Source organism: Micromonospora sp. CA-269861 (assembly GCF_050948505.1).
In the GTDB taxonomy this organism is placed as follows: domain Bacteria; phylum Actinomycetota; class Actinomycetes; order Mycobacteriales; family Micromonosporaceae; genus Micromonospora.
Genome location: NZ_CP192014.1, coordinates 2,321,985 through 2,347,774, shown reverse-complemented (window position 1 = coordinate 2,347,774; position 25,790 = coordinate 2,321,985). Strand labels below are relative to the sequence as shown.

At 73.3% G+C, this 25,790-nt stretch carries 26 protein-coding genes and 2 pseudogenes; 12 read left to right on the top strand and 16 right to left on the bottom strand.

Going from position 1 to position 25,790, the window contains the following annotated elements; genetic code table 11:
* Positions 1 to 125 precede the first annotated feature (125 nt).
* Positions 126 to 1,121, top strand: a complete 996-nt coding sequence (locus ACQP0U_RS10795) for a DUF1775 domain-containing protein (RefSeq protein ID WP_433318022.1) — start codon at positions 126 to 128, stop codon at positions 1,119 to 1,121.
* Between the two features lie 109 nt (positions 1,122 to 1,230).
* Here the strand turns inward: ACQP0U_RS10795 and ACQP0U_RS10790 are convergent, their stop codons facing one another.
* Positions 1,231 to 2,151 carry an ADP-ribosylglycohydrolase family protein gene (locus tag ACQP0U_RS10790; RefSeq protein WP_433318020.1) on the bottom strand — a complete coding sequence of 307 codons (921 nt, stop codon included), beginning with the start codon at positions 2,149 to 2,151 and terminating at the stop codon, positions 1,231 to 1,233.
* A gap of 73 nt (positions 2,152 to 2,224) precedes the next feature.
* On the opposite strand from ACQP0U_RS10790, the gene ACQP0U_RS10785 reads away from it, so the two are divergent.
* Together ACQP0U_RS10785 and ACQP0U_RS10780 are read left to right on the top strand one after the other, a co-directional pair.
* On the top strand, positions 2,225 to 2,914 hold the full coding sequence (locus ACQP0U_RS10785; protein ID WP_091401712.1) for a response regulator transcription factor: 690 nt from the start codon (positions 2,225 to 2,227) through the stop codon (positions 2,912 to 2,914).
* Positions 2,915 to 2,943: 29 nt separating this feature from the next.
* Positions 2,944 to 4,347 carry a HAMP domain-containing sensor histidine kinase gene (locus ACQP0U_RS10780; protein ID WP_433318018.1) on the top strand — a complete coding sequence of 468 codons (1,404 nt, stop codon included), beginning with the start codon at positions 2,944 to 2,946 and terminating at the stop codon, positions 4,345 to 4,347.
* 250 nt (positions 4,348 to 4,597) lie between these two features.
* Here the strand turns inward: ACQP0U_RS10780 and ACQP0U_RS10775 are convergent, their stop codons facing one another.
* Complete coding sequence (locus ACQP0U_RS10775; RefSeq protein ID WP_433318016.1) at positions 4,598 to 5,620, bottom strand: adenosine deaminase; 1,023 nt, start codon at positions 5,618 to 5,620, stop codon at positions 4,598 to 4,600.
* Entirely contained in the window at positions 5,617 to 6,411 is a 795-nt protein-coding gene (locus ACQP0U_RS10770) for a trans-aconitate 2-methyltransferase (protein ID WP_433318014.1), read from the bottom strand. Before ACQP0U_RS10770 ends, ACQP0U_RS10775 begins: the two co-directional genes overlap by 4 nt.
* A gap of 83 nt (positions 6,412 to 6,494) precedes the next feature.
* Here ACQP0U_RS10770 and ACQP0U_RS10765 point away from each other — a divergent pair, with 83 nt between their 5' ends.
* Together ACQP0U_RS10765 and ACQP0U_RS10760 are read left to right on the top strand one after the other, a co-directional pair.
* A complete protein-coding gene (locus tag ACQP0U_RS10765; RefSeq protein WP_433318012.1) occupies positions 6,495 to 7,478 on the top strand; it encodes an aldo/keto reductase in 984 nt (327 codons plus the stop codon).
* An 88-nt stretch (positions 7,479 to 7,566) separates the two neighbouring features.
* Positions 7,567 to 7,758 (top strand): hypothetical protein, encoded by a 192-nt coding sequence (locus tag ACQP0U_RS10760; RefSeq protein ID WP_354973339.1) that lies wholly within the window; start codon positions 7,567 to 7,569, stop codon positions 7,756 to 7,758.
* A gap of 122 nt (positions 7,759 to 7,880) precedes the next feature.
* Here the strand turns inward: ACQP0U_RS10760 and ACQP0U_RS10755 are convergent, their stop codons facing one another.
* The 7 genes from ACQP0U_RS10755 to ACQP0U_RS10725 all read right to left on the bottom strand — a co-directional run bounded on the left by ACQP0U_RS10755 (position 7,881) and on the right by ACQP0U_RS10725 (position 12,305).
* Positions 7,881 to 8,084 carry a cold-shock protein gene (locus ACQP0U_RS10755; RefSeq protein ID WP_030338233.1) on the bottom strand — a complete coding sequence of 68 codons (204 nt, stop codon included), beginning with the start codon at positions 8,082 to 8,084 and terminating at the stop codon, positions 7,881 to 7,883.
* 288 nt (positions 8,085 to 8,372) lie between these two features.
* The gene (locus tag ACQP0U_RS10750; RefSeq protein WP_030338235.1) at positions 8,373 to 8,645 is read right to left on the bottom strand and encodes a DUF4235 domain-containing protein; all 273 of its coding nucleotides are present in this window, start codon (positions 8,643 to 8,645) and stop codon (positions 8,373 to 8,375) included.
* Positions 8,642 to 9,016, bottom strand: coding sequence for a DUF3618 domain-containing protein (locus ACQP0U_RS10745; protein WP_433318010.1), 375 nt, complete (start codon positions 9,014 to 9,016; stop codon positions 8,642 to 8,644). The genes ACQP0U_RS10750 and ACQP0U_RS10745 overlap by 4 nt, the downstream gene beginning before the upstream one ends.
* On the bottom strand, positions 9,013 to 9,447 hold the full coding sequence (locus ACQP0U_RS10740) for a phage holin family protein (RefSeq protein WP_030338239.1): 435 nt from the start codon (positions 9,445 to 9,447) through the stop codon (positions 9,013 to 9,015). Before ACQP0U_RS10740 ends, ACQP0U_RS10745 begins: the two co-directional genes overlap by 4 nt.
* Before the next feature lie 340 nt (positions 9,448 to 9,787).
* Positions 9,788 to 10,975, bottom strand: a complete 1,188-nt coding sequence (locus ACQP0U_RS10735; protein ID WP_433318008.1) for a mechanosensitive ion channel family protein — start codon at positions 10,973 to 10,975, stop codon at positions 9,788 to 9,790.
* Positions 10,976 to 11,058: 83 nt separating this feature from the next.
* Positions 11,059 to 11,880 (bottom strand): DUF1206 domain-containing protein, encoded by an 822-nt coding sequence (locus ACQP0U_RS10730; protein WP_433318006.1) that lies wholly within the window; start codon positions 11,878 to 11,880, stop codon positions 11,059 to 11,061.
* Positions 11,881 to 11,939: 59 nt separating this feature from the next.
* On the bottom strand, positions 11,940 to 12,305 hold the full coding sequence (locus tag ACQP0U_RS10725; protein ID WP_396781076.1) for a hypothetical protein: 366 nt from the start codon (positions 12,303 to 12,305) through the stop codon (positions 11,940 to 11,942).
* Positions 12,306 to 12,401: 96 nt separating this feature from the next.
* On the opposite strand from ACQP0U_RS10725, the gene ACQP0U_RS10720 reads away from it, so the two are divergent.
* Positions 12,402 to 13,628 (top strand): cysteine desulfurase-like protein, encoded by a 1,227-nt coding sequence (locus tag ACQP0U_RS10720; RefSeq protein ID WP_433318003.1) that lies wholly within the window; start codon positions 12,402 to 12,404, stop codon positions 13,626 to 13,628.
* Positions 13,625 to 13,912, top strand: a complete 288-nt coding sequence (locus ACQP0U_RS10715) for a GNAT family N-acetyltransferase (protein ID WP_433318001.1) — start codon at positions 13,625 to 13,627, stop codon at positions 13,910 to 13,912. Before ACQP0U_RS10720 ends, ACQP0U_RS10715 begins: the two co-directional genes overlap by 4 nt.
* A 9-nt stretch (positions 13,913 to 13,921) precedes the next feature.
* On the opposite strand, the gene ACQP0U_RS10710 is transcribed toward ACQP0U_RS10715, so the two are convergent.
* Positions 13,922 to 15,412 (bottom strand): glycoside hydrolase family 3 protein, encoded by a 1,491-nt coding sequence (locus tag ACQP0U_RS10710; RefSeq protein WP_433317999.1) that lies wholly within the window; start codon positions 15,410 to 15,412, stop codon positions 13,922 to 13,924.
* Between the two features lie 217 nt (positions 15,413 to 15,629).
* Here ACQP0U_RS10710 and ACQP0U_RS10705 point away from each other — a divergent pair, with 217 nt between their 5' ends.
* The 3 genes from ACQP0U_RS10705 (at position 15,630) to ACQP0U_RS10695 (ending at position 18,090) form a co-directional block, all read left to right on the top strand.
* Positions 15,630 to 15,755 carry a hypothetical protein gene (locus ACQP0U_RS10705; protein WP_256443624.1) on the top strand — a complete coding sequence of 42 codons (126 nt, stop codon included), beginning with the start codon at positions 15,630 to 15,632 and terminating at the stop codon, positions 15,753 to 15,755.
* Between the two features lie 111 nt (positions 15,756 to 15,866).
* A complete protein-coding gene (locus ACQP0U_RS10700; protein WP_433317997.1) occupies positions 15,867 to 17,498 on the top strand; it encodes a RecQ family ATP-dependent DNA helicase in 1,632 nt (543 codons plus the stop codon).
* An 88-nt stretch (positions 17,499 to 17,586) separates the two neighbouring features.
* The gene (locus ACQP0U_RS10695) at positions 17,587 to 18,090 is read left to right on the top strand and encodes a hypothetical protein (protein WP_433317996.1); all 504 of its coding nucleotides are present in this window, start codon (positions 17,587 to 17,589) and stop codon (positions 18,088 to 18,090) included.
* Here ACQP0U_RS10695 and ACQP0U_RS10690 read toward each other — a convergent pair.
* On the bottom strand, positions 18,080 to 19,669 hold the full coding sequence (locus tag ACQP0U_RS10690) for an MFS transporter (RefSeq protein ID WP_433317994.1): 1,590 nt from the start codon (positions 19,667 to 19,669) through the stop codon (positions 18,080 to 18,082). The two genes, ACQP0U_RS10695 and ACQP0U_RS10690, sit on opposite strands and share 11 nt — an antisense overlap.
* Before the next feature lie 82 nt (positions 19,670 to 19,751).
* Here ACQP0U_RS10690 and ACQP0U_RS10685 point away from each other — a divergent pair, with 82 nt between their 5' ends.
* Both ACQP0U_RS10685 and ACQP0U_RS10680 read left to right on the top strand, forming a co-directional pair.
* A complete protein-coding gene (locus ACQP0U_RS10685; protein ID WP_433317992.1) occupies positions 19,752 to 20,513 on the top strand; it encodes a TetR/AcrR family transcriptional regulator in 762 nt (253 codons plus the stop codon).
* A 9-nt stretch (positions 20,514 to 20,522) separates the two neighbouring features.
* Positions 20,523 to 21,557 (top strand): helix-turn-helix domain-containing protein, encoded by a 1,035-nt coding sequence (locus ACQP0U_RS10680; RefSeq protein ID WP_433317990.1) that lies wholly within the window; start codon positions 20,523 to 20,525, stop codon positions 21,555 to 21,557.
* A 154-nt stretch (positions 21,558 to 21,711) separates the two neighbouring features.
* Here the strand turns inward: ACQP0U_RS10680 and ACQP0U_RS10675 are convergent, their stop codons facing one another.
* From ACQP0U_RS10675 to ACQP0U_RS10660, 4 genes and pseudogenes are all read right to left on the bottom strand, one after another.
* Positions 21,712 to 22,695 (bottom strand): DNA topoisomerase IB, encoded by a 984-nt coding sequence (locus ACQP0U_RS10675; protein WP_433317988.1) that lies wholly within the window; start codon positions 22,693 to 22,695, stop codon positions 21,712 to 21,714.
* Positions 22,679 to 23,631, bottom strand: a pseudogene (locus ACQP0U_RS10670) (glycosyltransferase family 9 protein). The gene ACQP0U_RS10675 and the pseudogene ACQP0U_RS10670 overlap by 17 nt, the downstream one beginning before the upstream one ends.
* Entirely contained in the window at positions 23,628 to 24,329 is a 702-nt protein-coding gene (locus tag ACQP0U_RS10665; RefSeq protein WP_433317986.1) for an SDR family oxidoreductase, read from the bottom strand. Before ACQP0U_RS10665 ends, ACQP0U_RS10670 begins: the two are co-directional and overlap by 4 nt.
* A gap of 26 nt (positions 24,330 to 24,355) precedes the next feature.
* Positions 24,356 to 25,784: pseudogene (locus tag ACQP0U_RS10660) on the bottom strand (PfkB family carbohydrate kinase); the annotation flags it as partial.
* Between the last annotated feature and the right edge of the window lie 6 nt (positions 25,785 to 25,790).

Genomic DNA, 25,790 nt, shown 5'->3' with positions numbered 1-25,790 from the left:
CCCGCCCGCGACCGGGAAGGGCACCTTCCTTACCGCCGACGTTGAACCTTTCGCGCCCCGCAGCCGAACTAGAGGGTGTGGCCGGAAACCGGTGCCGGCCGCGTCGACACGGATGGGGGCACGAGATGGCGAGCACGTACGGCGGTGGCCGTCGGCGGCGGATCGCGGCGGCGACCGCGGTGACCGCCGCCGGGCTGCTGCTCTGGCCTGGCACGGCGTACGCGGCGGACGTGACGACCACCCCGACCGAGGCCCGGCAGGGCGACGCGGTGCGGCTGGAGTTCAGCGTTCCGGAGGAGCGGGCCGGCACGAAGACCAACCAGATCGAGATCCGGCTGCCGGCGGACGCGCCGGTCGCCGAGGTCTACCCCATGTCGGTGAACGGCTGGGCGCCCCGGATCAGCTCCCGCACCCTGGACAAGCCGGTGGCCGGTATCCACTCTTCCGGGGTGAGCACCGTCACGACCGCGGTGACCTGGGTCCGGGTCGGTGCGAGCGACCCCGGGCCGGCCCGGTTGGCGCTCTCCATGGGGCCGATGCCGCAGGCCGAGCGGCTCACCTTCGAGGTCGTCCAGACGTACGCCGATGGCACTGTGGTCCGGTGGGCGGACGCGACCGGCCCGCATCGCGCCCCGGCGCTCACCCTGTTGCCGGCGGCGCCCGGGGCGGCGGGTCCGGTCGCACACGGTGGCCACGGCGGCCCGGCGGCCGGCGCTCCGGCCGCTCCGGACAGCGGTGTGGACGCCGCGCCGCCGGCCCGGGCGGGCGACGCCGACAAGGAGTCCGGCAACGCCGACGGGATGCTCGCCGCGGGCCTGCTGGCCGGGCTGGGCGGTGGCGCGGCGATCGGCTGGCTGGTCAGCCGGTGGCGCCGACGCAATCCGGACGAGGCCGCCGCGCTCGCCGAGGTGACCGGCGACCCGGACGAGGCCGCAACGCCGGACGCTGCGCGCGACGAGGCCGCGACCCTGGCCGAGATCACCGGCCGCGCGGACAGGAAGGCCACGCCGACCGCGGCTACCGGCGACCAGACGCCGACCGAGCCGCAGCCCGCCGACCCGACGCCCGCCGACCCGCAGCCCGCCGACCCGCAGCCCGCCGTTTCCGCGGCATCGCGGTGATCCACTCGGGTTCCCGGAAAGCGCGGTGTCCCCGCTGACCGGACGGCCCGATCTGCAGGAAGCCGAGTTGATCACGAACGAGGCCGAGCAGTCAGCGCCGCCCGGATGGTCAGGGGAGCCAGGTAGGTAGCGGCTCGCGGGCGGCCAGCCACGCCTCGGGCACCCCGCCCGCTGTACCGACGCCGGTGTACGCCGCCACCACCGCCCCCGCGATGGCGGACGTGGTGTCCACGTCACCACCGGCCCGTACGCATGTCTCGATGGCCGCCGGATAGTCGCCGAGGTGGGTGGCGGCCACCCAGAGGGTGAACCCGACGGTGTCCTGGGCGGTCACCCGGGCGCCGTTGCCGAGCGCCGCCACCACCAGGGGCAGTGGCCGGCCGAGCAGCCCGGCCGCCCGGTGTACGCCCCGATGCACAGCGGTGCCCGGATCGAGCGCGGCGGCGATCTCGGCGAGCAGCCGCTCCGGGGCGGGCCGGTGACCGTCGAGGCGGGCCCGGGCGGCCAGCGCGGCGGCAACGGCGACGGCGACCGCGCCGGCGATCCCCTCCGGGTGCGCGTGCGTCACCTCGGCGGAGGCCCGGGCCTGCGCCGCGGCGCGCACGGTCGAGTCGGCGAAGTACGCGCCCAGCGGGCCGACCCGCATCGCCGCGCCGTTGCCGCAGGAGCCCTGCCCGTCGAAGGCGGAGGCGGCGGCCAGCGGCCACGGGGTGCCGGTGCGGATCAGCTCCAGGATGAGCATCGCGCCCGCGCCGTAGCCTCGGCGCGGAGCGCACCGCTCGGCGAAGGACAGGGCCAGCCGGTCCCGGTCGATGCCGCCCGAGGCGGCCAACTCGGCGAGGACCGAGCAGGCCATCTCGGTGTCGTCGGTCCATTCCCAGGGCGCCGGGGGCAGGGCGTCGACGGCGAGATCCACGGCTGCCGGCTCCGGCAGGAAGTACTGCGCGCCGAGCGCGTCGCCGGTGGAGAGACCGGCGAGGCTGTCCCGGGCGAGCGCCAGGCGGGCATCGGCGAACAGGGTGAACGACATTGTCGTACCAGCTTGCCCGGTCGCCAGGCCCGTCGCAACGCGATCAACTTGCCAGGCCAAGTACGGTCTTGTCGTGGCCTCCGTGCTCCTGGTCGAAGACGATCACGTCGTACGCGGCGCGATGCTGCGGTCCCTCACCGACCGGGGGCATGCCGTGCACGCCGTGGGTACGGCGTTGGACGCGCTGCGTCGGGTCGCCGCGGAGACACCCGACCTGGTGGTGCTCGACCTCGGTCTGCCCGACCTGGACGGCTCGGACGCGCTGCGGATGCTGCGCGGCATCACCGACGTTCCGATCATCATCGCCACCGCCCGCGACGACGAGCAGTCGGTGGTCAAGCTGCTGCGCGCCGGCGCCGACGACTACATGGTCAAGCCGTTCACCGGGGCGCACCTGGACGCGCGGATCACCACAGTGCTGCGCCGCGCCGGCCGGGCCAGTCGCTCGGTGCAGCCCGCTGTGCACAGCGTCGGTGGGCTGCGGGTGGACGTGGGCGAGCGCAGCGCCCAGCTCGACGGGGAGCCGCTGGCGCTGACCCGTAAGGAATTCGACCTGCTGGCGTATCTCGCCGCACGACCTGGGCGGGTAGTGTCCCGCCGGGAACTCTTGGAGGAGGTATGGCGGCAGCCATCGGTCGGCGAGGATCAGACCATCGACGTTCACCTGTACTGGCTCCGCAGAAAGATGGGCGAGTCCGCGGCGAAGCCGCGCTACCTGCGCACCGTGCGGGGGGTCGGGTTCCGGCTGGTGGCACCGGACTGAGGACGGCGCTGGCCCTGCTCACGGCCGGCATGTGCAGTCTCGTGGCGCTCGCGTTCCTGATCCCCCTCGGGCTCAGCCTGCGGGAGCAGAGCCGGGACGAGGCGGTCGCCGACGCGGCGCGGCGCAGCGCGCTGGTGACCGGCGCGCTCGCGGTGAGCACCGACCCGGCGGTGGTCGAGCGTGCCGTGGTAGCCAGCGCCGAGGGCGCACCGACCCGGCCCGTGGTGCACGGGTTGGGGCTGGACGAGTCCGCCGGTCGGGCCAGCGGCAGCGACCTGGACCGGGCCCGCTCCGAGCGCCAGTCGTTGGTCGTCGACGTCGACGGGGGTGTGGCCCGGCTCGATCCGGTGGTCCTCGGTGACCGGACGGCAGTGGTCGAGGTGTTCCTTCCGGAGTCGACGCTCGGCGAGGGCGCCGGCGGCACCTGGCTGCTGCTGTTCGCTGTCGGTGCGGCGATGGCCGGGGCGGCGGTGCTGGTGGTCGACCGGGTCGCTGCCCGCGCGGTGGACTCGACCCGCGGTCTGGTCAAGGCCGCGCTCTCCATCGGCGACGGCGACCTCGGCGTACGCGTCGAGCCGACAGGTCCCCGCGAGCTGGCCGAGGCCGGGTACGCCTTCAACCGGATGGCGGACCGGCTGGACGCCGCCCGCACCGACGAGCGGGAGTTGGTTGCCGACCTGTCGCATCGTCTGCGTACCCCGTTGACGGTGCTGCGGTTGGACGCGGAGGCGTTGGAGTCCGACGACACGAGCGTGGGCTCGTTCAGCCCGGCGGAGTTGGACCGGCTGCGCGGGATCCGGCGGATCCGGCAGGCGATCGTCACCCTGGAGGGTGAGATCGACGTATTGATCAAGACCACCCGTAAGGCCGTGGCGCACGAGGCCGGGCCGGCGATGTGCGACGTCAGCGAGGTGGTCCGGGACCGGATGGTGTTCTGGGCGGCGTTGGCCGGCGACCAGAACCGGCCGCAACGGGTCAACGGCGCGCAACTGCGCATCCCGGCGCCGGTGCCGCGGGCCGAGCTGGCCGCCGCGCTGGACGCGGTGATCGGCAACGTCTTCCGCTACACCCCGCAGGGCACGGCGTTCGAGGTGGCCGTGTCCCGGCGTGACGGTTACGTGGCCATTCGGATCGACGATGCCGGCCCCGGCATCGCCAACCCGGACCGGGCACTACGCCGGGGCGCAAGTGACCAGGGCTCGACCGGGCTCGGCCTGGACATCGCCAAGCGGGTGGCGCTGCAGGCCAACGGCTCGGTGAGCATCGACCGCGCCCGGCTGGGCGGGGCCAGCGTGGTGATGTTGCTCGCCGACCCGGAGGCGACGCCCCGGCAGGTCAGCCGCTTCGGTCTGGTCGGTCGGATGGCGCGCGACGCCCGGGACACGAAAACCACCGGACGTCGCTGGCCCCGCCAGCGCCCCACCGACGACTGAGCGGGTCGGAGCCCCGGGGCTGTGCGCCGGCGCAAGTCTTCCTTAGATCGCGGTTAATGACCGCATTGGATCGGCCGCGCACTGACAGGATCACAGCACGAACCCACCAGTTCCACCGGTCGAGCGCACCACGCAATCGCGGCCGGTGGAGCCGCGCGCGCGGCGGGAGTCACAGGTCCCCCCACACCCACGCTCCCGCCGCGCGCCCTGCTCGCAACCGGCCCGACCGGCACCCGAGCGGCCGAACGGCTCAGCCGGCGCTGGCGACGTACGCGTCGATCTCGCCGAGGATCCGCTGCTTGCCCGCGGAGTCGAGGAAGGACGCGGTCACCGCGTTGCGGGCCAGCCCGGCCAGACCCTCCGCGCCGACGCCGAGCAGGCGGGCCGCCACGGCGTACTCGTCGTTGAGGGTGGTGCCGAACATCGGCGGGTCGTCGGAGTTGATGGTGACCAGCAGCCCGGCCTCGACCAGCCGGGGCAGCGGGTGCTCGTCGAGGCTGGCCACCGCCCGGGTGCGGACGTTGGACGTCGGGCAGATCTCCATCCCGATCTGCCGCTCGGCCAGGTACGCGAGCAGCTGCGGGTCCTGCGCGGCGGAGATCCCGTGCCCGATCCGCTCGGCGCCCAGCTCGTTCAGCGCGTCCCAGACGGTCTGCGGCCCGGTGGTCTCCCCGGCGTGCGGCACCGAGCGCAGCCCGGCCGCGCGGGCCTGGTCGAAGTAGGGCCGGAACTGCGGTCGGGGCACGCCGATCTCCGGACCGCCCAGACCGAAACTGACAAGCCCGTCCGGGCGCTCGTCCAGCGCGATCCGCAGCGTCTCCTCGGCTGCCGGCAGTCCGGCCTCGCCGGGGATGTCGAAGCACCAGCGCAGCTCGATGCCGAAGTCGGCGAGGGCGCGCTTGCGGGCGTCCTCGATGGCCTCGCAGAACGCCGGCGCGGGGATGCCCCGTCGGACGTGCGAGTAGGGGGTGATGGTCAGCTCCGCGTACCGGACCCGTTGGCGGGCCAGCTCCCGGGCCACCTCGTGGGTGAGGATCCAGACGTCCTCCGGGTCGCGGATGAGGTCCACGACGCTCAGGTAGACCTCGATGAAGTGCGCGAAGTCGCGGAACTCGAAGTAGCTGGCCAGCGCGTCCGGGTCGGCCGGCACGGGGGTGTGTCCCTCGTGGCGGGCGGCCAACTCGGCGACGATCCGGGGCGAGGCGGAGCCGACGTGGTGCACGTGCAGCTCCACCTTTGGCAGGCCGGCGATGAAGGTGGGCAGGTCGGTCACAGGTTCTCCTGGGCATGGTCGCCGGTACGGGCGACGACGAAGACGCGGCGGAACGGGAAGTACACCTGACCCTGCCGCACCGGGTACGCCGCGGTGAGCCGTACTCCCAGCTCGGCCCGGAAGGCGGACCAGCCGGCGGCGTCCAGCGCGGCCCGGACCGGGCGCAGCGCGGTGCCCTCCATCCAGGCCAGCACCGGGTGCTCGGCGGCGGGTCGAGCCGGCAGCAGATGCACGTAGGTAGTCTCCCAGGCGTCCACCGCGCAGCCGGCGGCGGTCAGCAGCGCCGCGTAGTCGGCCGGGTCGTCGACCGGGTCCGCGCGCAGCAGCGGGGCGACGTCGGCCCGCCAGGTCGGCCGGTCAGCGACCTCCCGGAGGGCGCGGTGCGAGTCGGCGGCGAAGTTGCCGGGGACCTGCATGGCGAGCCAGGCGCCGGCGGGCAGCTCGGCGGCCCAGCGGCGCAGCAGCTCCTGGTGGCCGGGGACCCACTGCAGCGCCGCGTTGCTGACCACCACGTCCTCGTCACCGGCCGGACGCCAGTCGCGCAGGTCGGCGACAGTGAAGTCGACACGCGCGCCGAGCGCCTCGGCCCGCGCGATCATGTCGGGCGACGAGTCGAGGCCGAGCACCCGGCTCGTCGGCCAGCGCTCGGCGAGGGTGGCGGTGAGCTGGCCGGGGCCGCAGCCCAGATCGACCACCGTCCGGGGTCGCTCGGCCGGGATCCGTGCGACGAGGTCGTGGAACGGCCGGGACCGCTCGTCGCCGAAGCGCAGGTAGGTCGTCGGATCCCACATGATCGCCTCCAAAACCGTACGCTCGTACTGCTGACGGTACGGCTCGCGTGGCAGGCTGGCAACCCGATCACTAGGCTCGGGGCATGGAACAGCGCAGCTTCAACCGGCTCGGCCGGACCGTTGGCGCGGTCGGCCTGGGCGCGTGGCAACTCGGCGCCGACTGGGGCACCGTCAGCGAGGACGACGCGATGGCGGTGCTCGCCGCCGCCGTGGACACCGGGGTCACCTTCCTCGACACCGCCGACGTGTACGGCGACGGCCGCAGCGAGCAGCTCATCGGCCGTTTCCTGCGCACCCGACCCGACGCCGGGCTGACCGTCGCCACCAAGATGGGCCGCCGCGTCGAGCAGCGGCCGGAGGCGTACACCCTGGCCAACTTCCGGCAGTGGACCGACCGCTCCCGGGCCAACCTGGGCATGGACACCCTGGACCTGGTCCAGTTGCACTGCCCGCCCACCGCCGTCTTCTCCTCCGACGAGGTCTTCGACGGCCTGGACACCCTCGTCGCCGAGAAGGCCATCGCCGGGTACGGGGTCAGTGTCGAGACCTGCGACCAGGCCCTCACCGCGATCGCCCGACCGGGGGTGGCGAGCGTCCAGATCATCCTCAACGCGGTCCGCCACAAGCCCCTGGAGCGTGTCCTGCCGGCCGCTGCGGCAGCCGGCATCGGCATCATCGCCCGAGTGCCGCTCGCCAGCGGCCTGCTCTCCGGCCGCTACGACGAGCACACCGAGTTCCCCGCCGACGACCACCGCAACTACAACCGGCACGGCGCCGCGTTCGACGTCGGGGAGACGTTCTCCGGAGTCGACTTCGATCGAGGTCTGGCCGCCGTACGCCGGTTGGCCCCGCTCGTCGACGCGGACCGCACGATGGCGCAGTTCGCCCTGCGCTGGGTGTTGGACCAGGCGGGCGTCACAGTGGTCATTCCCGGTGCGCGCGACGCGGACCAGGCCCGACGCAACGCCGCCGCGGCGGCCCTGTCCCCGCTCACCGACGAGCAGTTGGCAGCCGTACGCGAGACCTACGACGAGCTGATCCGCCCGCAGGTGCACGACAGGTGGTGACCCGCGCGCCCGGGGTGCTCGCGTCGCGCCGCCCGGCCGGCGATGCTGGACGTCGGCGCGCCGCCCCGGGCGGCGGAGAGGGGACGCGATGAGGGGCTGGCTTCCGCTCACCCTCGGCCTACTGGCCGTGGTGATCGGTGCGGTGTGGACGGTCCAGGGCCTCGGCTACGTCAGCGGCAGCGTGATGACCGACCAGAAGATCTGGGCGGTGCTCGGCCCGATCGTGGCGCTGGCCGGGCTGGTGGTGCTCTGGCTCGGCCTGCGCTCGCGTCGCCGCTGAGCGGTTGCTGCACCGGGGAACCTGAGCACTGGCAAAGCCCCGCATCCCAGCCGGGATGCGGGGCTTCACAACGACCCTCGGGCCGGATCGTCCCACTGGCCGGCGGGGGCCGGCCGTCCTACTCAGATGGGACGGACCTGCTCAGCCTGCGGGCCCTTCTGACCCTGAGCAATCTCGAACTCCACCCGCTGGTTCTCCTCCAGCGAGCGGTAGCCGCTGGTCTGGATGGCCGAGAAGTGGACGAACACGTCAGCACCCCCACCATCGACGGTGATGAAGCCGAAGCCCTTGTCAGCGTTGAACCACTTCACGGTTCCCTGAGCCATGTGTATCTCCCTCTAAAAACTGGCGGCCGTGCACGCCGTCCGGCCGATTGGCCGTTTTTGAGCAGCGGCGCCTGAGGCGGCCCCACGAAGGAGACTTCTCTCAACCCACGCCATCTCGCAACAGCGGGGACCAGCAAATCACGGACGCAAAAAGTCTGTCACGACCTCTCCGACGAATTTCTCCGACATGTGACCTGACGGATGCCTCAGGCGCGCTGGGCGGCGTCCGATGCCATGCGAAAGCCCCCTTCCCATCGATGCGGGAAGGGGGCTGAAATCGCTGCCTGGTCAGTCCGGCCAGCTGCCGGTCATCCGGCGTACGCCGACCGCGCCGCCCCGGTCCACTGCGGCCCGGACGACAGCGAAGATGGCGCCCTGCAACGCCGCGGCGGCCAGGATCTCACCCCAGCCGCGATCCTCGTCCGTCGCGTTGGGCGCCTCACCGTCGCCCGCGGTGACCTTCCAGACCTGCCGGAAGATCGCCCCGGCCACCGCGCCCGCGGCGATACCCATCAACACGCCGACCGGCCGGTACGCGACCCTGCCGATGCTCTTGCTCACCTACGCCTCCCCCGCACGATCATCAGCACCACCACGGTGGCCACCGCACCGGCCGCGATGGCCGCCCACGGCACCGGGTTGCGGCGCACCAACTCACCCTTGTCGTACGCCTGTGCGCGTACCAGCTCGCCCTTCTCGTACGCCCGCGCCCGCGCCATCCCGGCGCCACGCGCGGCCTGCCCGCGGACCCGAGCGACGGTCTGCGCCGCCTGCTCACGCATCCGCTCCTTGGCCTGCTCGGCGGACTCCTTGAGACGCGCCTTGACGTCGGCCTTGGCGGCCAACGCCTCCATCGTCTCGCCCAACTCGACCCGGGTGCGACGGATCTCCTCGCGGAGGGCCTCCGTGTCGCCGGTCCCGTTGCCGGTCATTGCCGCCCCCTGTCCTTCACCGCGGCGGTGACGGTGTCCATGTCTGCCCGGAGGCTACGGACCGTGGCCGCCGGCACCGGCGGGACGGCGCGGCTGACCTGCTTCTTTCCCACCAGGGCGAGGATGCCGGCCACCAGGAAGCAGGCCACCGCCACGATCAGCGCCGCGGCCCAGGCGGGCAGCACCAGGTCGAGCAGCAGGATCGCCGTGGCGACCAGCGCACCCAGGCCGAAGAACGCGAGCGCGCCACCGCCGCCGAACAGGCCGATCCCGATGCCCGCGTGCTTACCCTTCTGGGTCAACTCCGCTCGGGCCAGCGTCAGTTCGTCCCGCACGAGGCGGGAGATCTGCTCGGTGGCCCGCTGCACCAACTCGGCGGTGGAGGGCTCGCTCCCGTTCTGGGATGTGCGGGCTTTCGCCACGTCAGCCATGCTGTCCTCCTTTCCTCATCACCGCGCTGTATGCCCGGAGTCGCCGCTCGTCAATCCTAAAGCGCGCCGAGCGGCTCACCGTCCCCGTTGTCCGGACGCCGCGCCGCCGATGCACGGGCCAGCCGCCGCGATCACGCCAGAGACGTCCGGCAGCACATCCCCCACCCAACCGCAACCAAACCTCCCGCAAGGGACCCCTCTCCCCCGGCCTCCTCCCCCACCCCGCAGCGGCGATCATGAGGTTGGCGGGGACAAAGCGGGCATCCCCGCCCGCCAATCCCATGATCGTCGCGGCCGAGGGGTGGGTGGGGTGGGTGGGTGGGGTGGGTGGGGTGGGGGGTTAGGGGCGGGTTTCTTCGGGGCCTACGAAGGCTTCGCTGCGGGCGTCGCCGTCGTCACTGCCGCCGAAGACGCGGGCGTCGTCCGGCGCCTCGGTCTCGGACGGGCGGCGGGTCGGCCGCCTCGGCTGCACCCACTGCCAGGACAGGTTGCTGGTGGAGTCGCCCAGCTCGGTCCGCAGCCGGGGCATCGCGGTCGGGCGGTTGTCCCGGATCCAGGCCACCAGGTGCTCCCGGACGAGACAGCGCAGGTCCCACAGGCTGCCCGCGTCGGCGGCGCTGACCAGTGCGCGCAACCGCACCACCCCGCCCGTGGCGTCGGTGACCTGGAGGACGCAGACCCGCCCGTCCCACAGCTCGGTGCCCTCGACGAGGCGGCGCAGCTCCTCGCGCATGGTCTGCACCGGCACCGCCCAGTCCACGTCGAATTCGGCGGTGCCGAGCACCGCCGCCTCGGTCCGGGTCCAGTTCTGGAACGGCTTGCTGGTGAAGTACGAGGTGGGCAGGATCAGGCGGCGGTCGTCCCAGATCTGCACCACGACGTAGCTGAGGGTCAGCTCCTCGATGCGACCCCACTCCCCCTCCACGACGACCACGTCGTCGAGCCGGACGGCGTCGCTGAAGGCGAGCTGGAGGCCGGCGAAGACGTTGCCGAGCAGGCTCTGGGCGGCGAGCGCGGCCACCACACCGACCACACCGGCGGAGGTCAGCACGCCGGCGCCGATGCCCCGCACGCTGGGGAACGTCATCAGCATCACGCCGACGGCCAGGATGACGATCACCGCGATGGTCAGTCGGCGCAGCATCACCACCTGGGTCCGTACGCGCCGGGCGTGCCGGTTGTCCGGTACGTCGACCCGGAACCGGGCCAGCGCGGTGTCCTCCACGACGACCAGCAGCGAGGCGACCAGCCAGGCGGTGGTGGCGATGACGCCGAGGATGAGCAGGTGCAGCAGGAGTCGCCGCCAGCTCTCGCCGACCGCGTACCCGGTGCTGAAGCGGACGGCGAACTGCACGGCCAGGACCGTCCCGGCGACCTGGAACGGGCGGTGCGCGTGATCGGTCAACTCGGTCAACAGCAGTGATCGGCGGCCGAACCGCCGGGTCATCCGGTGGACGACCTCGACCAGGAACAGGGCGACCGCCGCCGCGACGAGCGCGGCGACGGCCGTTTCGAGGTAGTTCTGCACGGCTTCGATGCTCCCCTTCGACAAGACGTCGGGCACTCCGGGCAAAAGCCCAAGAGTGCCCGACATCCGTGGTATCGACCAGCTCAGACCTTGCGGTACCGGGACTGGAGGAAGCAGTAGACGCCGAAGGCGGCGATGCCCAGGGCGACCAGGGTCAGCAGGAACGTGCCGTACGACTGCTCACGCAGGGTGTGCAGCGCGGCGTCCAGACCACGGGCCTTCGCCGGGTCGTAGTTCACCGCCGCGACGATGACCAGCAGACCGGCGATGCCGTACGCGACACCCTTGGCGGCGTACCCGGCGATGCCCAGCCGGCGGGCGAGCTGGCGGGTCTTCGGGCTCATCTCGCCGGTCTTCAGGTGCTTCTCGAACTTCTTGAGGACGCCGTAGATCACCAGGCCGACACCGATCGCGGCGAGCACCAGCCCGGCCAGGCCGACCAGCCAGCGGCCACCGCTGGAGGTCATCAACTTGCCGGTCAGCGCCTCCTGCTGGTCGGCGCTGTTCGACCCGGCGTCCTTGAAGACCTTGAAGGCGGTCCAGGCGAAGTAGAGGTAGACGATGGTCCGGCCGGCCGAGGCGAGCCGTTCGATGACCCGCTCCTTGCCGCGCTCGGCGCGGTGACCGACCGCCGCCTCCAGCGCCTGCCAGATCGCCATCGCGAGCAGGCCGACCGCGACGGCGATGACCAGGAACTTGCCGAGGGGCTGTGCGGAGAGGGTACGCAGCGCGCCGGACTGGTCGCCGTCGTCGGACGACGTGCCGAACGCGATCTGCAACGCCAACCAGGCGAAGAGGAGGTGGACGATGCCGTAGCCGATGAAGCCGGCCCGGGCGAGGAGTTCCAGCCACCGGCTGTCCGCCGTTCGGGAGGCGGTGGCTTCGGCGCTACGGGTGAGTGACATGGCGTCACAATCTCCGATTCGGAAGATTCCCAAACGTCGGCCACCGCCGCCCGCCCGGGTCAGCTGCCCGGGTTGCGCGCTACGCGAATCTTGACCTGCTGGTCGGTCACGCTGTCCAGGGTGACCGCGAAGCCCCCGGCCTCGGCGGCCTGCTGGCCGGTGGTGAGGGTGAGTTGCTCACCGGCGACCTCGACGGTCACCTGGTCACCCTCGGCGCCGACCAGCTTGGCCTCGACGCCCAGGATGGTGGCGCTCGCGTCGACACCCCGCTCGAAGGTGACAGTGCAGGCGTCCAGCCCGCAGTCGGTGGAGGCGCCCTGGGAGCTGCACCCGGCGAGCACGGCGAGGCCGAGCGCGAGACCGGCGAAGAGACCGGCGGCGCGGCGGACGGTGGGAATGGGCATGGTGGCGGGTCGGTTCGTCACCCCGCCAAGAGTACGAGACATCCGCGACGTTCCCGCCCAACGGTGATCACCCGGTGGCCGACCAGGGTGCGGGGAGCACCGGCTAGGGTCCGGGACATGCCGTTCGACATCGCCCGTACCCGGGCCGCCTACCCCGCCCTGACCGAGGGCTACGTCCACTTCGACGGTGCCGGCGGCACCCAGACCGCGGCCGGTGTGATCGACGCGGTCACCGACGCCATGCGGTCGGCGGTCGGCAATCGCAGCGCCGCCTTCGTTCCCGGTCGCCGGTCGCTGGAGTTGGTGGCCGCAGCCCGCTCGGCGGTGGCCGACCTGCTCGGCGCCGACCCGGCCGGGGTGGTGCTCGGTCCGAGCGCGACCGCTCTGACGTACACCCTGGCCCGCACGCTGGGCGCGACCTGGCGCCCGGGTGACGAGGTGGTGGTCTCCCGGCTCGACCACGACGCGAACGTGCGGCCATGGGTGCAGGCCGCCGAGGCGGCGGGCGCGACAGTGCGCTGGGCCGAGGTCGACAGGCACACCGGCGAGTTGCCCGCGGCCCAGTACGCGGACCTGGTCGGTGAGCGGACCCGGTTGGTCGCGGTGACCGCCGGCAGCAACGCCATCGGCACCATGCCGGACGTGTCGGCGATAGCCAAGACCGCGCACGCGGTCGGCGCGTTGGTCTGCGTCGACGGGGTGCACTCGGTTCCGCACGGGCCGACCGACCTGACCTCGCTCGGCGCCGACGTGCTGGTCACCAGCGCGTACAAGTGGTCCGGGCCGCACCTGGCGGCGATGGTGGCCGACCCGGCCCGGTGGGCGGCGCTGCGCCCGGCGAAGCTGGTGCCGTCCTCGGACGCGGTGCCGGACCGGTTCGAGTACGGCACGCCGAGCTTCCCGCTGCTGGCCGGCGTGACCGCCGCGGTGGATCACCTGGCGGGGCTGGACCCGGACGCGGTCGGCGACCGGCGGGCGCGGCTGCGAGCCGGGCTGGCCGCCGCCCAGGCTCACGAGGAGGCTCTGCTGGACCGGCTGCTCGCCGGGCTGGCGCAGCGGCCGGCGATCACCGTCTACGGCTCGCCGGCCCGGCGCTGCCCCACTGTCTCGTTCCGGGTCGCCGGGCTGTCGCCGTCGGCCACCCAGGAGGCGTTGGGCGCCGCCGGGTTCTGCCTCTCCGTCGGCGACTACTACGCCTACGAGTACTTCCAGCTGATGGGGCTGCGCGACAGCGGTGGCGCAGTGCGGGCCAGCATCTACCACTACAACACTGCCGACGAGGTGGACCGGTTGCTCGGCGAACTCGACGCGCTGGCCGACCGGGCGGGGAGAATGGCCGGATGAGCACCCTGGTCGAGGACAACCCGGCGAAGCACCGCTTCGAGATCCTTGTCGACGACGCGCTGGCCGGCTTCACCGCGTACCTGCCGCGCGGGGAGGTCCTGGTCTTCACCCACACCGAGGTGGACCGGGCCTTTCAGGGCAAGGGGGTGGGCGGCACGCTGATCCGGGCCACCCTCGACCAGCTCCGGGCCCGCGGCACCACTGTGGTGCCGCAGTGCCCGTTCATGGCCGCGTTCATCGACAAACACCCCGAGTACGCCGACCTGGTCGCCGACCTCCCGTAGGGCGGCCCGTCAGCGGGCGCCGCTGAGCACCTCGGCGGCGGCCCGTCCGCTGGCCCGGGTGGCGCCGTGGGTGGCCAGGTGCACCGCCCCGGTGACCAGCTCGGGCACGCCCAGCTCGACCACCACCGCGTCCGGCCGGGCGGCCAACGCGCGGTGCACGGCGGCGGCCATCCAGTCGTGCCGGTGCAGGTCGCGGACGACCAGGACCAGGGGGCGGGTGCCCGCCCCGGCGCCCGGGTCGGCCGGCACGTCGGGTTCGGCGTAGCGGACCGTGCTGGTGCCGGGCAGCAGCTCGCCCAGTGGCCCACCGATGCCCCACGGGGTCTCGGCGCCGATGGCGATGTTGCGCAAGGGCTCGAACTCGACGACGTGGGCCGCGCGGGTCAGTGGCAGCGTGCCAGTCGTACCCGAAGCGGCGGTGACCCGGACGGCCCGGCGGGCGGCGACCAGCCCGACGTCGGCGGCGTCGCGCGCTCCGGCCCAGCCGGCGGTGCGGGCGGCCACCGTCCAGGCGGCGAGTTGACCGACGCGCTTGGCGGCCTCGGCGAGACGTTCCTCGGGCAGCTCACCGGAGACGACGGCGGCCACGATGGCGTCGCGCAGCTCGCGGGCGGCCTCCTCGTCGGCCCGTTCGCCACCGATGCAGATCGCGTCGGCCCCGGCGGCGAGGGCGCGGACCGTGGCCCCGGCGAAGCCGTACCTGTCGGCGACCGCGCGCATCTCCACCGCGTCGGTGACCACCACGCCGGAGAAGCCCAGCTCGTCGCGGAGCAGCCCACCCAGGATGCGCTGACTCAGCGTCGCCGGCAGGTGCGCATCGAGCGCGGGCACCAGCAGGTGGCCGGTCATCACCGCCTGCACCCCGGCGGCCACGGCGGCGCGGAACGGGGCCAGTTCGCAGGCGTCCAGCCGGGCCCGGTCGGCGGTGATCCGGGGCAGGTCGTGGTGTGAGTCGACGCGGGTGTCGCCGTGCCCGGGGAAGTGCTTGGCGCAGGCCGCGACGCCCCCGGCCTGGAGCCCGCGGACCCAGGCGGCGGTGTGCCGTGCGACCAGCACCGGGTCGGCGCCGAAGGAGCGGACGCCGATCACCGGGTTCGCCGGGTTGGAGTTGACGTCGGCGTCCGGGGCGTAGTTGAGGGTGACCCCCACCGCGGCCAGTTCGGCGCCGAGGTCCCGGGCGACGGCTTCGGTCAGCTCCGGGTCGTCGACCGCGCCGAGCGCGAAGTTGCCGGGCCGGGAGCTGCCGTGGACCGACTCCAGCCGGGTGACGTCGCCGGCCTCCTCGTCGATCGCCACGATGACGTCCGGCCGTTCCGCGCGCAGCGTCGCGGTGAGCGCGGCCACCTGCTCGGTGTCGACGACGTTGCGGGCGAAGAGCACCACCGAGCCGAGGCCCTCGCCGAGCCAGCGGCACACCCACGGCGGTGGGGTGGTGCCGACGAAGCCGGGTTGCAGGACGGCGGCGGCGAGCGCCGGGAGGTGCCCGTTGATCGTGGTCACTCCGCCCCCTCGTGGTGATCGATGTCGATCACCGGCGACGGTGCGCCCCCGTCGACCCGCTGGTTGCGCTCGTTCATGCGGCCCCCGTACCCCATCTCTCGCGCGCCCTCGGCGCACCGCCACCGGCAGGCGGTCCTGCCATGGTCACACTGAGCGATTCAATAGTCAATAAACCTTACAGTTGCCCGGCGGCCCACTCTCCGGGGACAGTGCGGGGATGGATCCCGTGCCGCTGGCCGACGCGACAAGCCCCGCCGACATCCCCGGCGTACGCCTGCTCGGCCTGGTGGTCGGCGCCCTGCTGCTGCTCGCCGCGATCCGGGCGATGTTCGGTCGACGCTGACCTGGTCCACAGTCGAGGCCCGGCGTGACCGGGTCGGCGGCCGGCGGCCGACGAGCCATGATCGTCTGAACGCGTTTCGGCGGTCGTGGGCTCGGGTACCTCCGGCCCTCGATGAAACTGTCCACGCACTCGATGACGTTGCGCCGCGCGGCCCGCAGCCTTTTCGGCTGGAAGGCGCTACGGCCCAACCAACTCGCCGCCATGCGCGCGGTGATGAAGCGACGCGACGCCCTCGTGGTGTTGCCCACCGGTGCCGGCAAGTCGGCGATCTACCAGATTCCGGCCAGCCTGATACCCGGCCCCACAGTGGTGATCTCCCCGCTGCTGGCCCTCCAGCAGGACCAGATCGCCTCCCTCAACGAGCGGCAACGCCCGGAGCTGCGGGCGGTGCGGATCAGCTCGAACGAGACGCCCACCCAGCAGGCCGAGGCGATCGCCGAGATCCGCGCGGGCCGGGCGGAGTTCCTCTTCATCACGCCGGAACAGCTCAGCAACCCCGAGCGGATGGCCGAGGTCGCCGCGCTGAAGCCGGCGCTGGTGGCGATCGACGAGGCGCACTGCATCTCCGCGTGGGGGCACGACTTCCGCCCCGACTACCTGGCGCTCGGCCATCTCATCGACGGCATCGGCCGACCGCCGGTGGTCGCGCTGACCGCCACCGCCTCGCCCCCGGTACGCGACGACATCATCGCCCGGCTGCGGCTGCGCGAGCCCGAGGTGGTGGTCTCCGGGCTGGACCGGCCGAACCTGTTCGTCGAGGTGGCGCACTGCCCCACGGAGGACTACCGGTGGCGGCGGCTGATCGCGCTGCTGCGCGACGACCAGCGGCCCGGGATCATCTACGTGCCGACCCGTCGCGCCGCCGAGGAGTTGGCCACCCGGTTGACCGACGCCGGCTTCCCGGCGCAGTTCTACCACGGTGGGATGGCGGCCGGCGCACGCGCCGAACTGCACGAGGCGTTCCTCGCCGACCAGGTCCCCATCATGGTGGCGACCTCGGCGTTCGGGATGGGCATCGACAAGCCGAACATCGCGTGGGTGGTGCACATGGCGCTGCCCGACTCACCGGACAGCTACTTCCAGGAGATCGGTCGGGCCGGACGCGACGGGCAACCGGCCCGGGTGCTGCTGCTCTGGCAGGCCGAGGACGTGGGCCTGCAACGGTTCTTCAGCGGCGGCCTGCCCGACGTCGACGAGCTGCGCGACCTCGCCGCGCTGCTGCGCCGCAAGCCGGCCACCAAGACCGAGCTGCGCGAGACCAGCGGGCTCGGGCCGCGCAAGCTGGGCCAGTACCTCTCCCTGCTGGAGCAGGTCGGCGCGGCCGAGCCGCGCGCACGGCAGCGCATCGGCGCTCCCCGTTACTCCCCCACCCCTACCGACGCCGCCGCGGCCGCGCTGGCCGAGGCGGAACGCCAACAGACCGTGACCCGGTCCCGCACCGACATGATGCGGGCCTTCGCCGAGACCCGGGCCTGCCGGGGGCAGACCCTGCTGGCCTACTTCGGCGAGCAGATGACGCACGTCTGCGGTCACTGCGACAACTGCCACAACGGCACCAGCGTGGCCGACCAGGGCGCGGTCGGGCCGTTCCCGGTGCACAGCCAGGTGCGTCACCCGGAGTGGGGGCCCGGCCTGGTGCTCTCGTACGAGGAGGACAAGATGACTGTTCTCTTCGATGAGGTCGGGTACAAGACGTTGTCGGTGCGCGTGGTGTCCGAACAGGGCCTGCTGACCCTGGACTAGCCTGACCCGGGCACCGGTGTCGGGCCCGGTGGATCGACCAAGCAGAGCACCGATTGACCACGTAGAGCAGGGCGGAAGGGGCGTTGCCGTGATCGAGCAGCCGGCGTACACCGGGTTCGGTTTCACCGACGGGGAGTGGGGGGTGCTGGTCGGCCTGCCGCAGTCGGTTCTGACCGCGGCGAGCGCCGCCGAGTCCGACGGCACCCGCCGGACCATGGCGGAGACCGCGGCCGGGCTGGAGACCATCGCCACCGGCCGGGAGTCGGCCAGCCCACTGGTCGCCGCCGTGGCTGGCGAGATCGTCACCCGGGTCGGTGACCCGGAGACCGGTGAGGAGTTGCCGGTCATCGCGCCCGCCGACCCCCGGGCGTACATCGACGACGTGCTGCTGCGGGCCGGCGAGGCCGCCGCCCTGCTGGCCGGCCGTGTCGACGAGGGTGAGGCCGGCGCGTACAAGCACTGGCTCGTGAAGATCGCTGAGCAGGTGGTGGGTGCCGCGTCCAGCGGTGGACTGCTGGGCATCGGCGGCGAGTCGGTGAGCGACTCCGAGCGGCGTTTCCGCGACCGGCTCGCGCACGTGCTCATCGACTGACCGACGACAACGACGTGTCGGCCGGCCCGGTCGGCTCGGCGGCCAGCGCCGCGGGGTCGGCCGGTCGGACGCCGCGCAGCGTGACCAGCGCGGTGACAGCGCCCAGCAGCATCACCACCATGGCGGCGTACGCGGCCAGGTGCAGCCCGTCGGTGAACGCGACAGCGGCGGCGTGCCGCACCGCGCCGGCCAGATCCGCCGGCAGCCCCTGGGCGACCGCCAGCGCACCGCCCAGTGTCTCCTGGGCCGCGGTGCCGGCGTCGGCGGGCAGCCCGGCCGGCAGGCCGTCGGCGATCTCGCGGCGGTAGACCGCCGCCCCCACGCTGCCCAGGATCGCCATTCCCAGCGCACCACCCAGCTCGCTGCTGGACTCGGTGAGCGCCGACGCGACACCTGCCTGCTCGGGCGGCGCCGCGCCGAGGACCAGCTCGGTGACGAGGGACATCACCATCACCAGGCCACCCGCGTAGACACTGGCGCCGACAAGCAGCAGCCACAGCGGCGTCTCCGGCGTGACCCGGGTCAGGACCACGAAACCGACAACGGCGATCCCGAACCCCGCACCGATCAGGTACGCGCGTTCGACGCGCTGGGCGAGGGCGGCGGCGGCCGGCGCGATTCCACCCACGGCGAGGGACGGCACGAGGCTCCACAGTGCCGCCCGCAGTGGGCTCAGCCCGAGCACGAGCTGCAGGTGCTGGGTGGTGAAGATGGCGAAGCCGACGATGGCGAACATCGCCAGCAGGTTGACCGCGAGCGACCCGGCGAAGCCGCGGCGGCGGAACAGCGCGAGGTCGACCATCGGGTACGCCCGGGTCCGCTGCCGGTGCAGGAACAGCGCGCCCACCAGCAGGCCCCCGACGATGGCGAGGAGCCGCACCGGGCTGAGACCGTCGCGCGCCATCTCCTTGATGCCGTAGATCACCGGCAGCAGCGCCCCGAGCGACAGGGCCGCGCTGATCAGGTCGAACCGCCCGGTCGCCGGGTTGCGGAACTCGGGCACCAGGAGCGGGGCGAGCAGGAGCAGCATCAGCATGGCCGGGATGTTGATGAGGAAGATCGAGCCCCACCAGAAGTGCTCCAGCAGGATGCCGCTGAGCACCGGGCCGATCGCGATGCCGCCGGTGAGGGTGGCGGTCCAGATGGCGATGGCGGTGCCGCGCTGCTTGGCGTCGTGGAACATGTTGCGCACGAGGGCGAGCGTCGAGGGCATCAGGGTGGCCCCGCCGACGCCGAGCACGGCGCGCGCGGCGATCAGCGTCGCGGTGCTGTCGGCGTACGCGGCGAGCAGCGACGCCGCCCCGAAGGCGGTGGCCCCGATCAGCAGGAGCCGGCGTCGGCCGATCCGGTCACCGAGCGCGCCCATGGTGATGAGCAGCCCGGCCAGCACGAAGCCGTAGATGTCGAAGATCCAGAGCTGCTCGGTGGCGCTGGGGCGCAACTCCGCGCTGATGAACGGGACGGCGAAGTAGAGCACCGACACGTCCATCGAGACCAGGAGCAGCGGCAGCATCAGCACCGTGAGCCCGATCCACTCCCGCCGACCCGCCCGCGGCGCCGGTGTGGTGGTGATCGCCATGATCAGCTTCCCTTCTGCGTATGTCGTACGCTGTTATGCGTAGACCATACGCAGAACTAGGATGACGGGGCAAGGAGGAAATGTGGCGGCGAAGACAGACGACAGCGGGCCAGTACTCCCACCGGCCATCGAGAGCGCGTGGGGGCTGCGGGAACGACCACCAAAGGGCCCCCGGCCGGGAATGAGCGTGCCCACCATCGTGGACGCCGCCGTACGCGTCGCCGACGCCGACGGCCTGGCGGCCGTCTCGATGAGCCGGGTGGCAAAGGAGTTGGGCGCCGCGACCATGGCCCTCTACCGCTACGTCGGCTCGAAGGACGAGCTGCTGATACTCATGGTGGACACCGGCTACGGACCGTCCCCCGGCCCGCCCGCGCCGGACGACGACTGGCGCGCCGGCCTCACCCGGTGGGCCTGGGCCGAGCACGAGGTGCTGCGGCAACGGTCCTGGCTGCTGCACGTGCCGATCAGCGGCCCACCGATCACCCCGCAGCAGCTCGGCTGGATGGAGGACGGGCTGCGCTGCCTCGACGGCACCGCCCTCGGCGAGAGCGAGAAGATGTCGGTGCTCCTGCTGATCACCGGGTACGTCCGCAACGAGGCCACCCTCACGTCGCAGATCGCCGAGGGCAGTCGGGCGGCCGGCGTCGAGCCCAGCGAGATGATGCCGGCGTACAGCCGACTGGTGGCCCGGCTCATCGACCCGGCCCGCTTCCCCGCGCTGCACCGGGTGCTGGCCGCCGGCGTGCTCAACCAGGACGACGACCCCGACGACGAGTTCGCCTTCGGCCTGGACCGGATCCTCGACGGCGTCGAGGCGCTGATCCAGCGCCGGGCGGGCTGAGGGAACCCGATGCTGCCGAGAGACACCATCGACACCACGGTCCTGCCACCTGGCGAACGGTTCGGCATGTGGCTGGACCTGGTCGCGCGCACCTCGGCGCCGCTGCGCATCCAGTCCGCGCACAGCGACGACTTCGCCGCCCGCGCCGACTTCATCGCACTCGGCCCGATCCAGTTGGTGCAGTACGAATACCCGTCGCTGGACGCCACCCGGACCCGGAAGCTGGTCCGTCAGTCCGACCCGGAGCTGTACATCCTCGCCTTCACCACCGGCGGCATCGGCACGTCCAGCCAGGACGGTCGGCGCAGCGAGATCCTGGCCGGCGAGTTCACCTTCTACGACGGATCCCGGCCGCACGACGTCTGCCACCACGCGACCGAGCCCGAGCGGGACCAGGCCACCTCGATCATCACCCTGATCCCGCACGCCGCGCTGCCACTGCCACCACAGCGGATGGCCGCGCTCTACGGCGGCCGGATGTCCGGCAGCGAGGGGATCGGGGCGCTGCTGGCGCAGTTCCTGCTCCAGGTGACCGGGCACCCCGAGCAGTACCATGCCGCCGACGCCAGCCGGCTCGGCGCGGTGGGGCTCGACCTGGCCACCACCATGCTCGGCCGGCACCTCGTCGCCGAGGACGCCGTGCCCACCGAGGTCCGCCGCCGGGCGCTGCTCACCCAGGTGCAGGCGTACATCCACCGCCACCTCGGCGACGCGACACTCAGCCCACAGGTCGTCGCCGACGCCCACCACATCTCGGTGCGGTCCCTGCACCGGTTGTTCCAGGGCGAGGAGGCCACAGTGGCGTCGTACATCAGGGATCTGCGGTTGGCCCGGTGCCGGCGCGACCTGACCGACCCGGCGCTGCGCAACCAGCCCGTGCAGACAGTCGCGGCCCGGTGGGGATTTCCCGACAAGGCCCACTTCAGCCGGGCATTCCGGGCCGCGTACGGGACCACGCCGCAGGAACACCGCGACAACGGCTCGGATTTGGCGCGGATCGTCAACCGCCGGGCGCTCATGGTCAACTCGATGCCGGCAGACTGACACCAACGCGGCCGGCCATCGCTGGTGGGCCGCCAACGGGGGCCGTGGCGAGGCGCCCGCCGCGTGAGCGGCGGGCGGCCGCCCGGTGGCCCCCCGCTCACGCCCGAGGCTCCGGTCCCGTCGCGCTTCCCCCCAGAAACGCCGACGGGGCCGGTCAGGACCTCTCCAACAACTCCAGGACGACCCGCTCCGCCTCCTCGCGAGGCGCCAGCGGATCCACCGACGCCACCACCCCGTCGTGGTAGAGGTCGACCACCCGAGGGTCCACGTACGACGCACGGGCCACGGTCGGCGTGTTGCCCAGCAGATCCGCCACCGCACGCATCACCGCGACCACCGCCCTGCGCCGGGCGGTCACCGAGTGGGCCGGGCCGGCGGTGGCCAACTCGGTGGCCGCGAGCACCGTGGCGTGCCAGGTGCGGAAGTCCTTCGCGGTCATCTCCCCACCGCTGGCGTCGCGCAGGTAGCCGTTGACCTCGTCACTGCGCACGTCGCGCCACTCCCGGCCGTCCCAGTAGCCGAACAGCCGCTCCGCCCGTCGCCGACGACGGCGCAGATTGACGAGCACCTGACACAGCTCCGGGTCCTCGATCCGGCGTACCTGCTCGATGCCCCCCTTCGCGGGAAACACGAACACCACGCAGCCACCCCGGGACCGGGCATGCTCGGGGCGCAGGGTGGCCACCCCGTACGTCGGGTCGTCGCCTGCCGCGTACTGGTCGCTGCCCACCCGGAACATCCCCATGTCCAGCAGTCGGGCCACCGTGGCGAGCACCCGGTCCCGGCCCAGTCCACGGCCGTCCAGGTCCCGCCCGACCCGCTCGCGCAGCGCCGGCAGCCGCCGGGCCACCTCCAGCACATGGTCGAACTTCGCCTCGTCCTGCTTCTCCCGCCACCGCGGGTGGTAGACGTACTGCTTGCGACCTGCCGCGTCGATCCCGATCGCCTGGATGTGCCCGTTCGGATGCGGCGCGATCCAGACGTCCTGCCAGGCCGGGGGGATGACCAGCTCCCGCAGCCGGGCCAGGACATCCGGATCCCGGACCGCAGCGCCGGACGGGTCGACGAAGAGCCAACCCCGGCCGCGCCGACGCCGTCCGTACCCCGGTCGACCCGGGTCGCTACGCCGCAACCGCACCGGAGACCCGCACCACCCTCTCCACCTCGGCCACGGCGGCCAGCACCTCGTCGAGGCGCAGCGCCGCCATCGTCGGGTGGCTTCCCACCCCGTCCCACCTCGGCGAATCCACCTCGCCGGCCCAGAGCGCCCGGTGCCGTGGCCGGTCCGGCGGCGGCCCCCAGTGCGCCGGTGGCACCGGCCCGAAGAGGACGACCGAGGCGGTGCCGTACCCGGTGGCCAGGTGGGCGACCCCGGTGTCCCCGCTGACCACCAGCCGGGCGTCGGCCACCAGCGCGGCGAGCGCGCCGAGGTCGGTCCGGCCGGCCAGAACGGCGTCCGACGTCAGGCCCGCCGCCTCGGCCACCCGGGCCGCCAACGCCCGTTCGTCGGCCGAGCCGGTGAGCAGCACCCGGTGCCCCTGGTCGGTCAGCGCGCGGGCCAACGCGGCGAACCGCTCGGCCGGCCACCGCTTGGCCGGGATCTTGCTGCCCGGGTGCACCACTGTGACACCGCCGGGCAGCCCCGCCGACCCGGGCCGGCGCAGGCTGAGGTCGGCGCGGTCGGCCGGGATGTCGTACCAGGACAGCAGCCGGCACCACCTGTCCACCTCGTGCTCGTCGACGGCCCAGCGCGGGCCGTCGGCACAACCGGCGTCCGTGTTGGCGAAGGCGAGCAGCCGGCCGGGCCGGGTGGCCGCGAGCAGCCGGTGCGACTGCGGGCCGCGTCCGTGCAGGTTGACCGCTACCCGGGGGCCGACCCGATCCGCAGCGGTCGGTCCAGCCCGGCGGTGTCCACCAGCCGGTCGACGCCGCCGACCAGGTCGACGAGCGGGGCCAGCCAGCCGGGCGCGGCGAGAGCCAGCTCCCGCGAGGGGTACGCGGCGCGCAGCGCCCGCAGCGCGGGCACCGCTGTCACCAGATCGCCGACGCCGAGGGCGCGCAGCACGAGGATCACGGGTACGAGGTCTCCTGCTCGGCGCAGACCACCATCTCGCGCACCGCGCAACCGGGCGGCTGGTTGAGCGCGAACATGATCGCGGCGGCGGTGTCGGCGGGCTCGTTGAGGATCGCGTCCGGCCCCGGCTTGTACTGCGGGTCGCGTTCGTCGAAGAACGCGGTGCGCATCCCGCCCGGAATGAGCAGGGTGACGCCGACCTGACCGGCCAGCTCGGCGGCGAGGGCTCGGGTGAACCCCACCACGCCGAACTTCGCCGCGCAGTACGCGGTGGCGTCGCTGACCGCCTTGACGCCCAGGGTCGAGGCGACCGTGACGATGCGACCCCGGGAGGTCAGCAGGAACGGCAGCGCGGCCCGGATCACCGCCGCGGTGGCCAGCAGGTCGACGGCGACGATCCGGTCCCAGGTCTCCCCCGGCAGGTCGGCGAGTCGGCCCGGCACGTCCGTGCCGGCGGCGGTGACCACCGCGTCCAGGCCACCGGCCTGCTCGGCGAGGTGCTGGGTGGCCACCTCGGCGGCTCGCGTGTCGGCCAGGTCGCACTCGGTCCAGGACACCCCGTCGACCGGCGGCCGCCGGTCCAGCACGAGCGGTCGGCCACCGGAGGCGGCCACCGCCGCGACCACCGCGGCGCCGAGCCCGCTGGCGCCGCCGGTGACCAGGACGGTGGGCCCGGCATCGTGCCGCATGGCGGTCATCGGGTCCGCTCCGCGAGCGTGCGGACGATCAGGTCGGTGGTGGAACGACCGTCCAGGTAGGGCACCACCACTGTGTTCCCGCCCCACCGGCGCAGGACCTCCGCCTCCGGCAGGGCGGCGGTCGCGTCCCCGCCGCCGGTGGCGTAGTCGCCGCCCTTGACCCAGACGTCGGGGCGTACCCAGGACAGGGCCGCGGCCGGGGTGGGCTCGTCGAAGATGAGGACCGCGTCGACGCAGCTCAGAGCGGCCAGCAACCGGCTCCGGTCACCGTCGGACAGCACCGGCCGATCCGGGCCCTTCAACCCGGCCACGCTGGCGTCGGAGTTCAGGCAGACGATCAGGCAGTCGCCGAGCTGCCGGGCGGCCTCCAGGGTGGCCACGTGCCCGGCGTGCAGCAGGTCGAAGCAACCACCGGTCGCCACCACAGTGCCACCCGCGGCCCGTACCTCCTTCAGGAGCGTGGCGACAGCGGCGACCCCCACCCGGTCAGCCACCGCGCCACCTCGTGGCCCGGGCTGGAGGGCCCGCGACCCCGACGCGCTCCTGGCCCGCACCGGCGGTGGCGACGGAGGCAGCGCCGTCGCCACTCCCCACCCGCCACGTACGCGGACGCCTCGGCGACCGCCGCCTGCACCGCCTCGGAGACCAGCGCGCCCTGGGCCAACGCGAGGCTGGCCGCCGCCGCGAACCGGTCGCCGGCACCACAGGTGTCGCCCTCGGCGCTACCCGGAGTCGGCACCACCAGCGGCGTCGACCCGGCGTGGCAGAGCAGCGCCCCGTCACCGCCAAGCGTCACCGCCACCGCGCCGGCCCGCCAGCGCCGCCGTAGCCCCTGGGCGCCCCGGGACGCGGTGGCCAGTCGGGAGGCGCCGGGCAGCGCGGGGACCAGCTCGCGCACCTCGGACTCGTTCGGGGTGGCCAGGTGTACGCCGGGCACCGCCGCCGGGCCGCGCGGATGCGGGTCCCACACCACCGGCGCGCGGGTGGCGGCCAACGCGTCGCGCAGCGCGGGCTGCCGGGCCACCCCCGGCCGTAGTCGCTGACCAGCACCGCCGACGCCGCGCCGATCACCCGGAGCACCTCGTCGGAGGGCTGGCCCGGCTCGCCGGACGTGCCGCCACGGTCGTGGCGCAGCAGCACCCGCCCCCGGGCATGCAGCCGGATCTTCTCCGGCGTCGCACCGGAGAGGGCCAGCGGGTACACCTGCACGCCGGCGGCGGTGAGCAGAGCGGTCAGCCGGGCCCCGCCGGCGTCGTCGGCGAGCGCGGTCACCAGCACCACCTCGGCGCCCTGCGCGGCGGCGAACACCGCCGCCAGACCGGCGCCACCGGGTCGGTCGGTGGCCGCGGTCTCGTCGAGCACCGGCACCGGGGAGTCCGGGCAGAGCCGGTTCACCACACCTTCCACATCCCGGTCGAGCAGGGTGTCCCCGAGCACCACCACCGGTCCCCTCACGCTTGC

What these genes read in the sequence shown, in the direction of transcription:
- ACQP0U_RS10770 (WP_433318014.1), bottom strand. Translation starts at nt 6,411, where the DNA reads ATGTGGGATCCGACGACCTACCTGCGCTTCGGCGACGAGCGGTCCCGG.
- ACQP0U_RS10715 (WP_433318001.1), top strand. Translation starts at nt 13,625, where the DNA reads ATGAGCACCCTGGTCGAGGACAACCCGGCGAAGCACCGCTTCGAGATC.
- ACQP0U_RS10790 (WP_433318020.1), bottom strand. Translation starts at nt 2,151, where the DNA reads ATGTCGTTCACCCTGTTCGCCGATGCCCGCCTGGCGCTCGCCCGGGAC.
- ACQP0U_RS10700 (WP_433317997.1), top strand. Translation starts at nt 15,867, where the DNA reads ATGAAACTGTCCACGCACTCGATGACGTTGCGCCGCGCGGCCCGCAGC.
- ACQP0U_RS10665 (WP_433317986.1), bottom strand. Translation starts at nt 24,329, where the DNA reads ATGACCGCCATGCGGCACGATGCCGGGCCCACCGTCCTGGTCACCGGC.
- ACQP0U_RS10765 (WP_433318012.1), top strand. Translation starts at nt 6,495, where the DNA reads ATGGAACAGCGCAGCTTCAACCGGCTCGGCCGGACCGTTGGCGCGGTC.
- ACQP0U_RS10740 (WP_030338239.1), bottom strand. Translation starts at nt 9,447, where the DNA reads ATGGCTGACGTGGCGAAAGCCCGCACATCCCAGAACGGGAGCGAGCCC.
- ACQP0U_RS10760 (WP_354973339.1), top strand. Translation starts at nt 7,567, where the DNA reads ATGAGGGGCTGGCTTCCGCTCACCCTCGGCCTACTGGCCGTGGTGATC.
- ACQP0U_RS10795 (WP_433318022.1), top strand. Translation starts at nt 126, where the DNA reads ATGGCGAGCACGTACGGCGGTGGCCGTCGGCGGCGGATCGCGGCGGCG.
- ACQP0U_RS10705 (WP_256443624.1), top strand. Translation starts at nt 15,630, where the DNA reads ATGGATCCCGTGCCGCTGGCCGACGCGACAAGCCCCGCCGACATCCCC.
- ACQP0U_RS10745 (WP_433318010.1), bottom strand. Translation starts at nt 9,016, where the DNA reads ATGACCGGCAACGGGACCGGCGACACGGAGGCCCTCCGCGAGGAGATC.
- ACQP0U_RS10680 (WP_433317990.1), top strand. Translation starts at nt 20,523, where the DNA reads ATGCTGCCGAGAGACACCATCGACACCACGGTCCTGCCACCTGGCGAA.
- ACQP0U_RS10730 (WP_433318006.1), bottom strand. Translation starts at nt 11,880, where the DNA reads ATGTCACTCACCCGTAGCGCCGAAGCCACCGCCTCCCGAACGGCGGAC.
- ACQP0U_RS10720 (WP_433318003.1), top strand. Translation starts at nt 12,402, where the DNA reads ATGCCGTTCGACATCGCCCGTACCCGGGCCGCCTACCCCGCCCTGACC.
- ACQP0U_RS10690 (WP_433317994.1), bottom strand. Translation starts at nt 19,669, where the DNA reads ATGGCGATCACCACCACACCGGCGCCGCGGGCGGGTCGGCGGGAGTGG.
- ACQP0U_RS10780 (WP_433318018.1), top strand. Translation starts at nt 2,944, where the DNA reads ATGTGCAGTCTCGTGGCGCTCGCGTTCCTGATCCCCCTCGGGCTCAGC.
- ACQP0U_RS10755 (WP_030338233.1), bottom strand. Translation starts at nt 8,084, where the DNA reads ATGGCTCAGGGAACCGTGAAGTGGTTCAACGCTGACAAGGGCTTCGGC.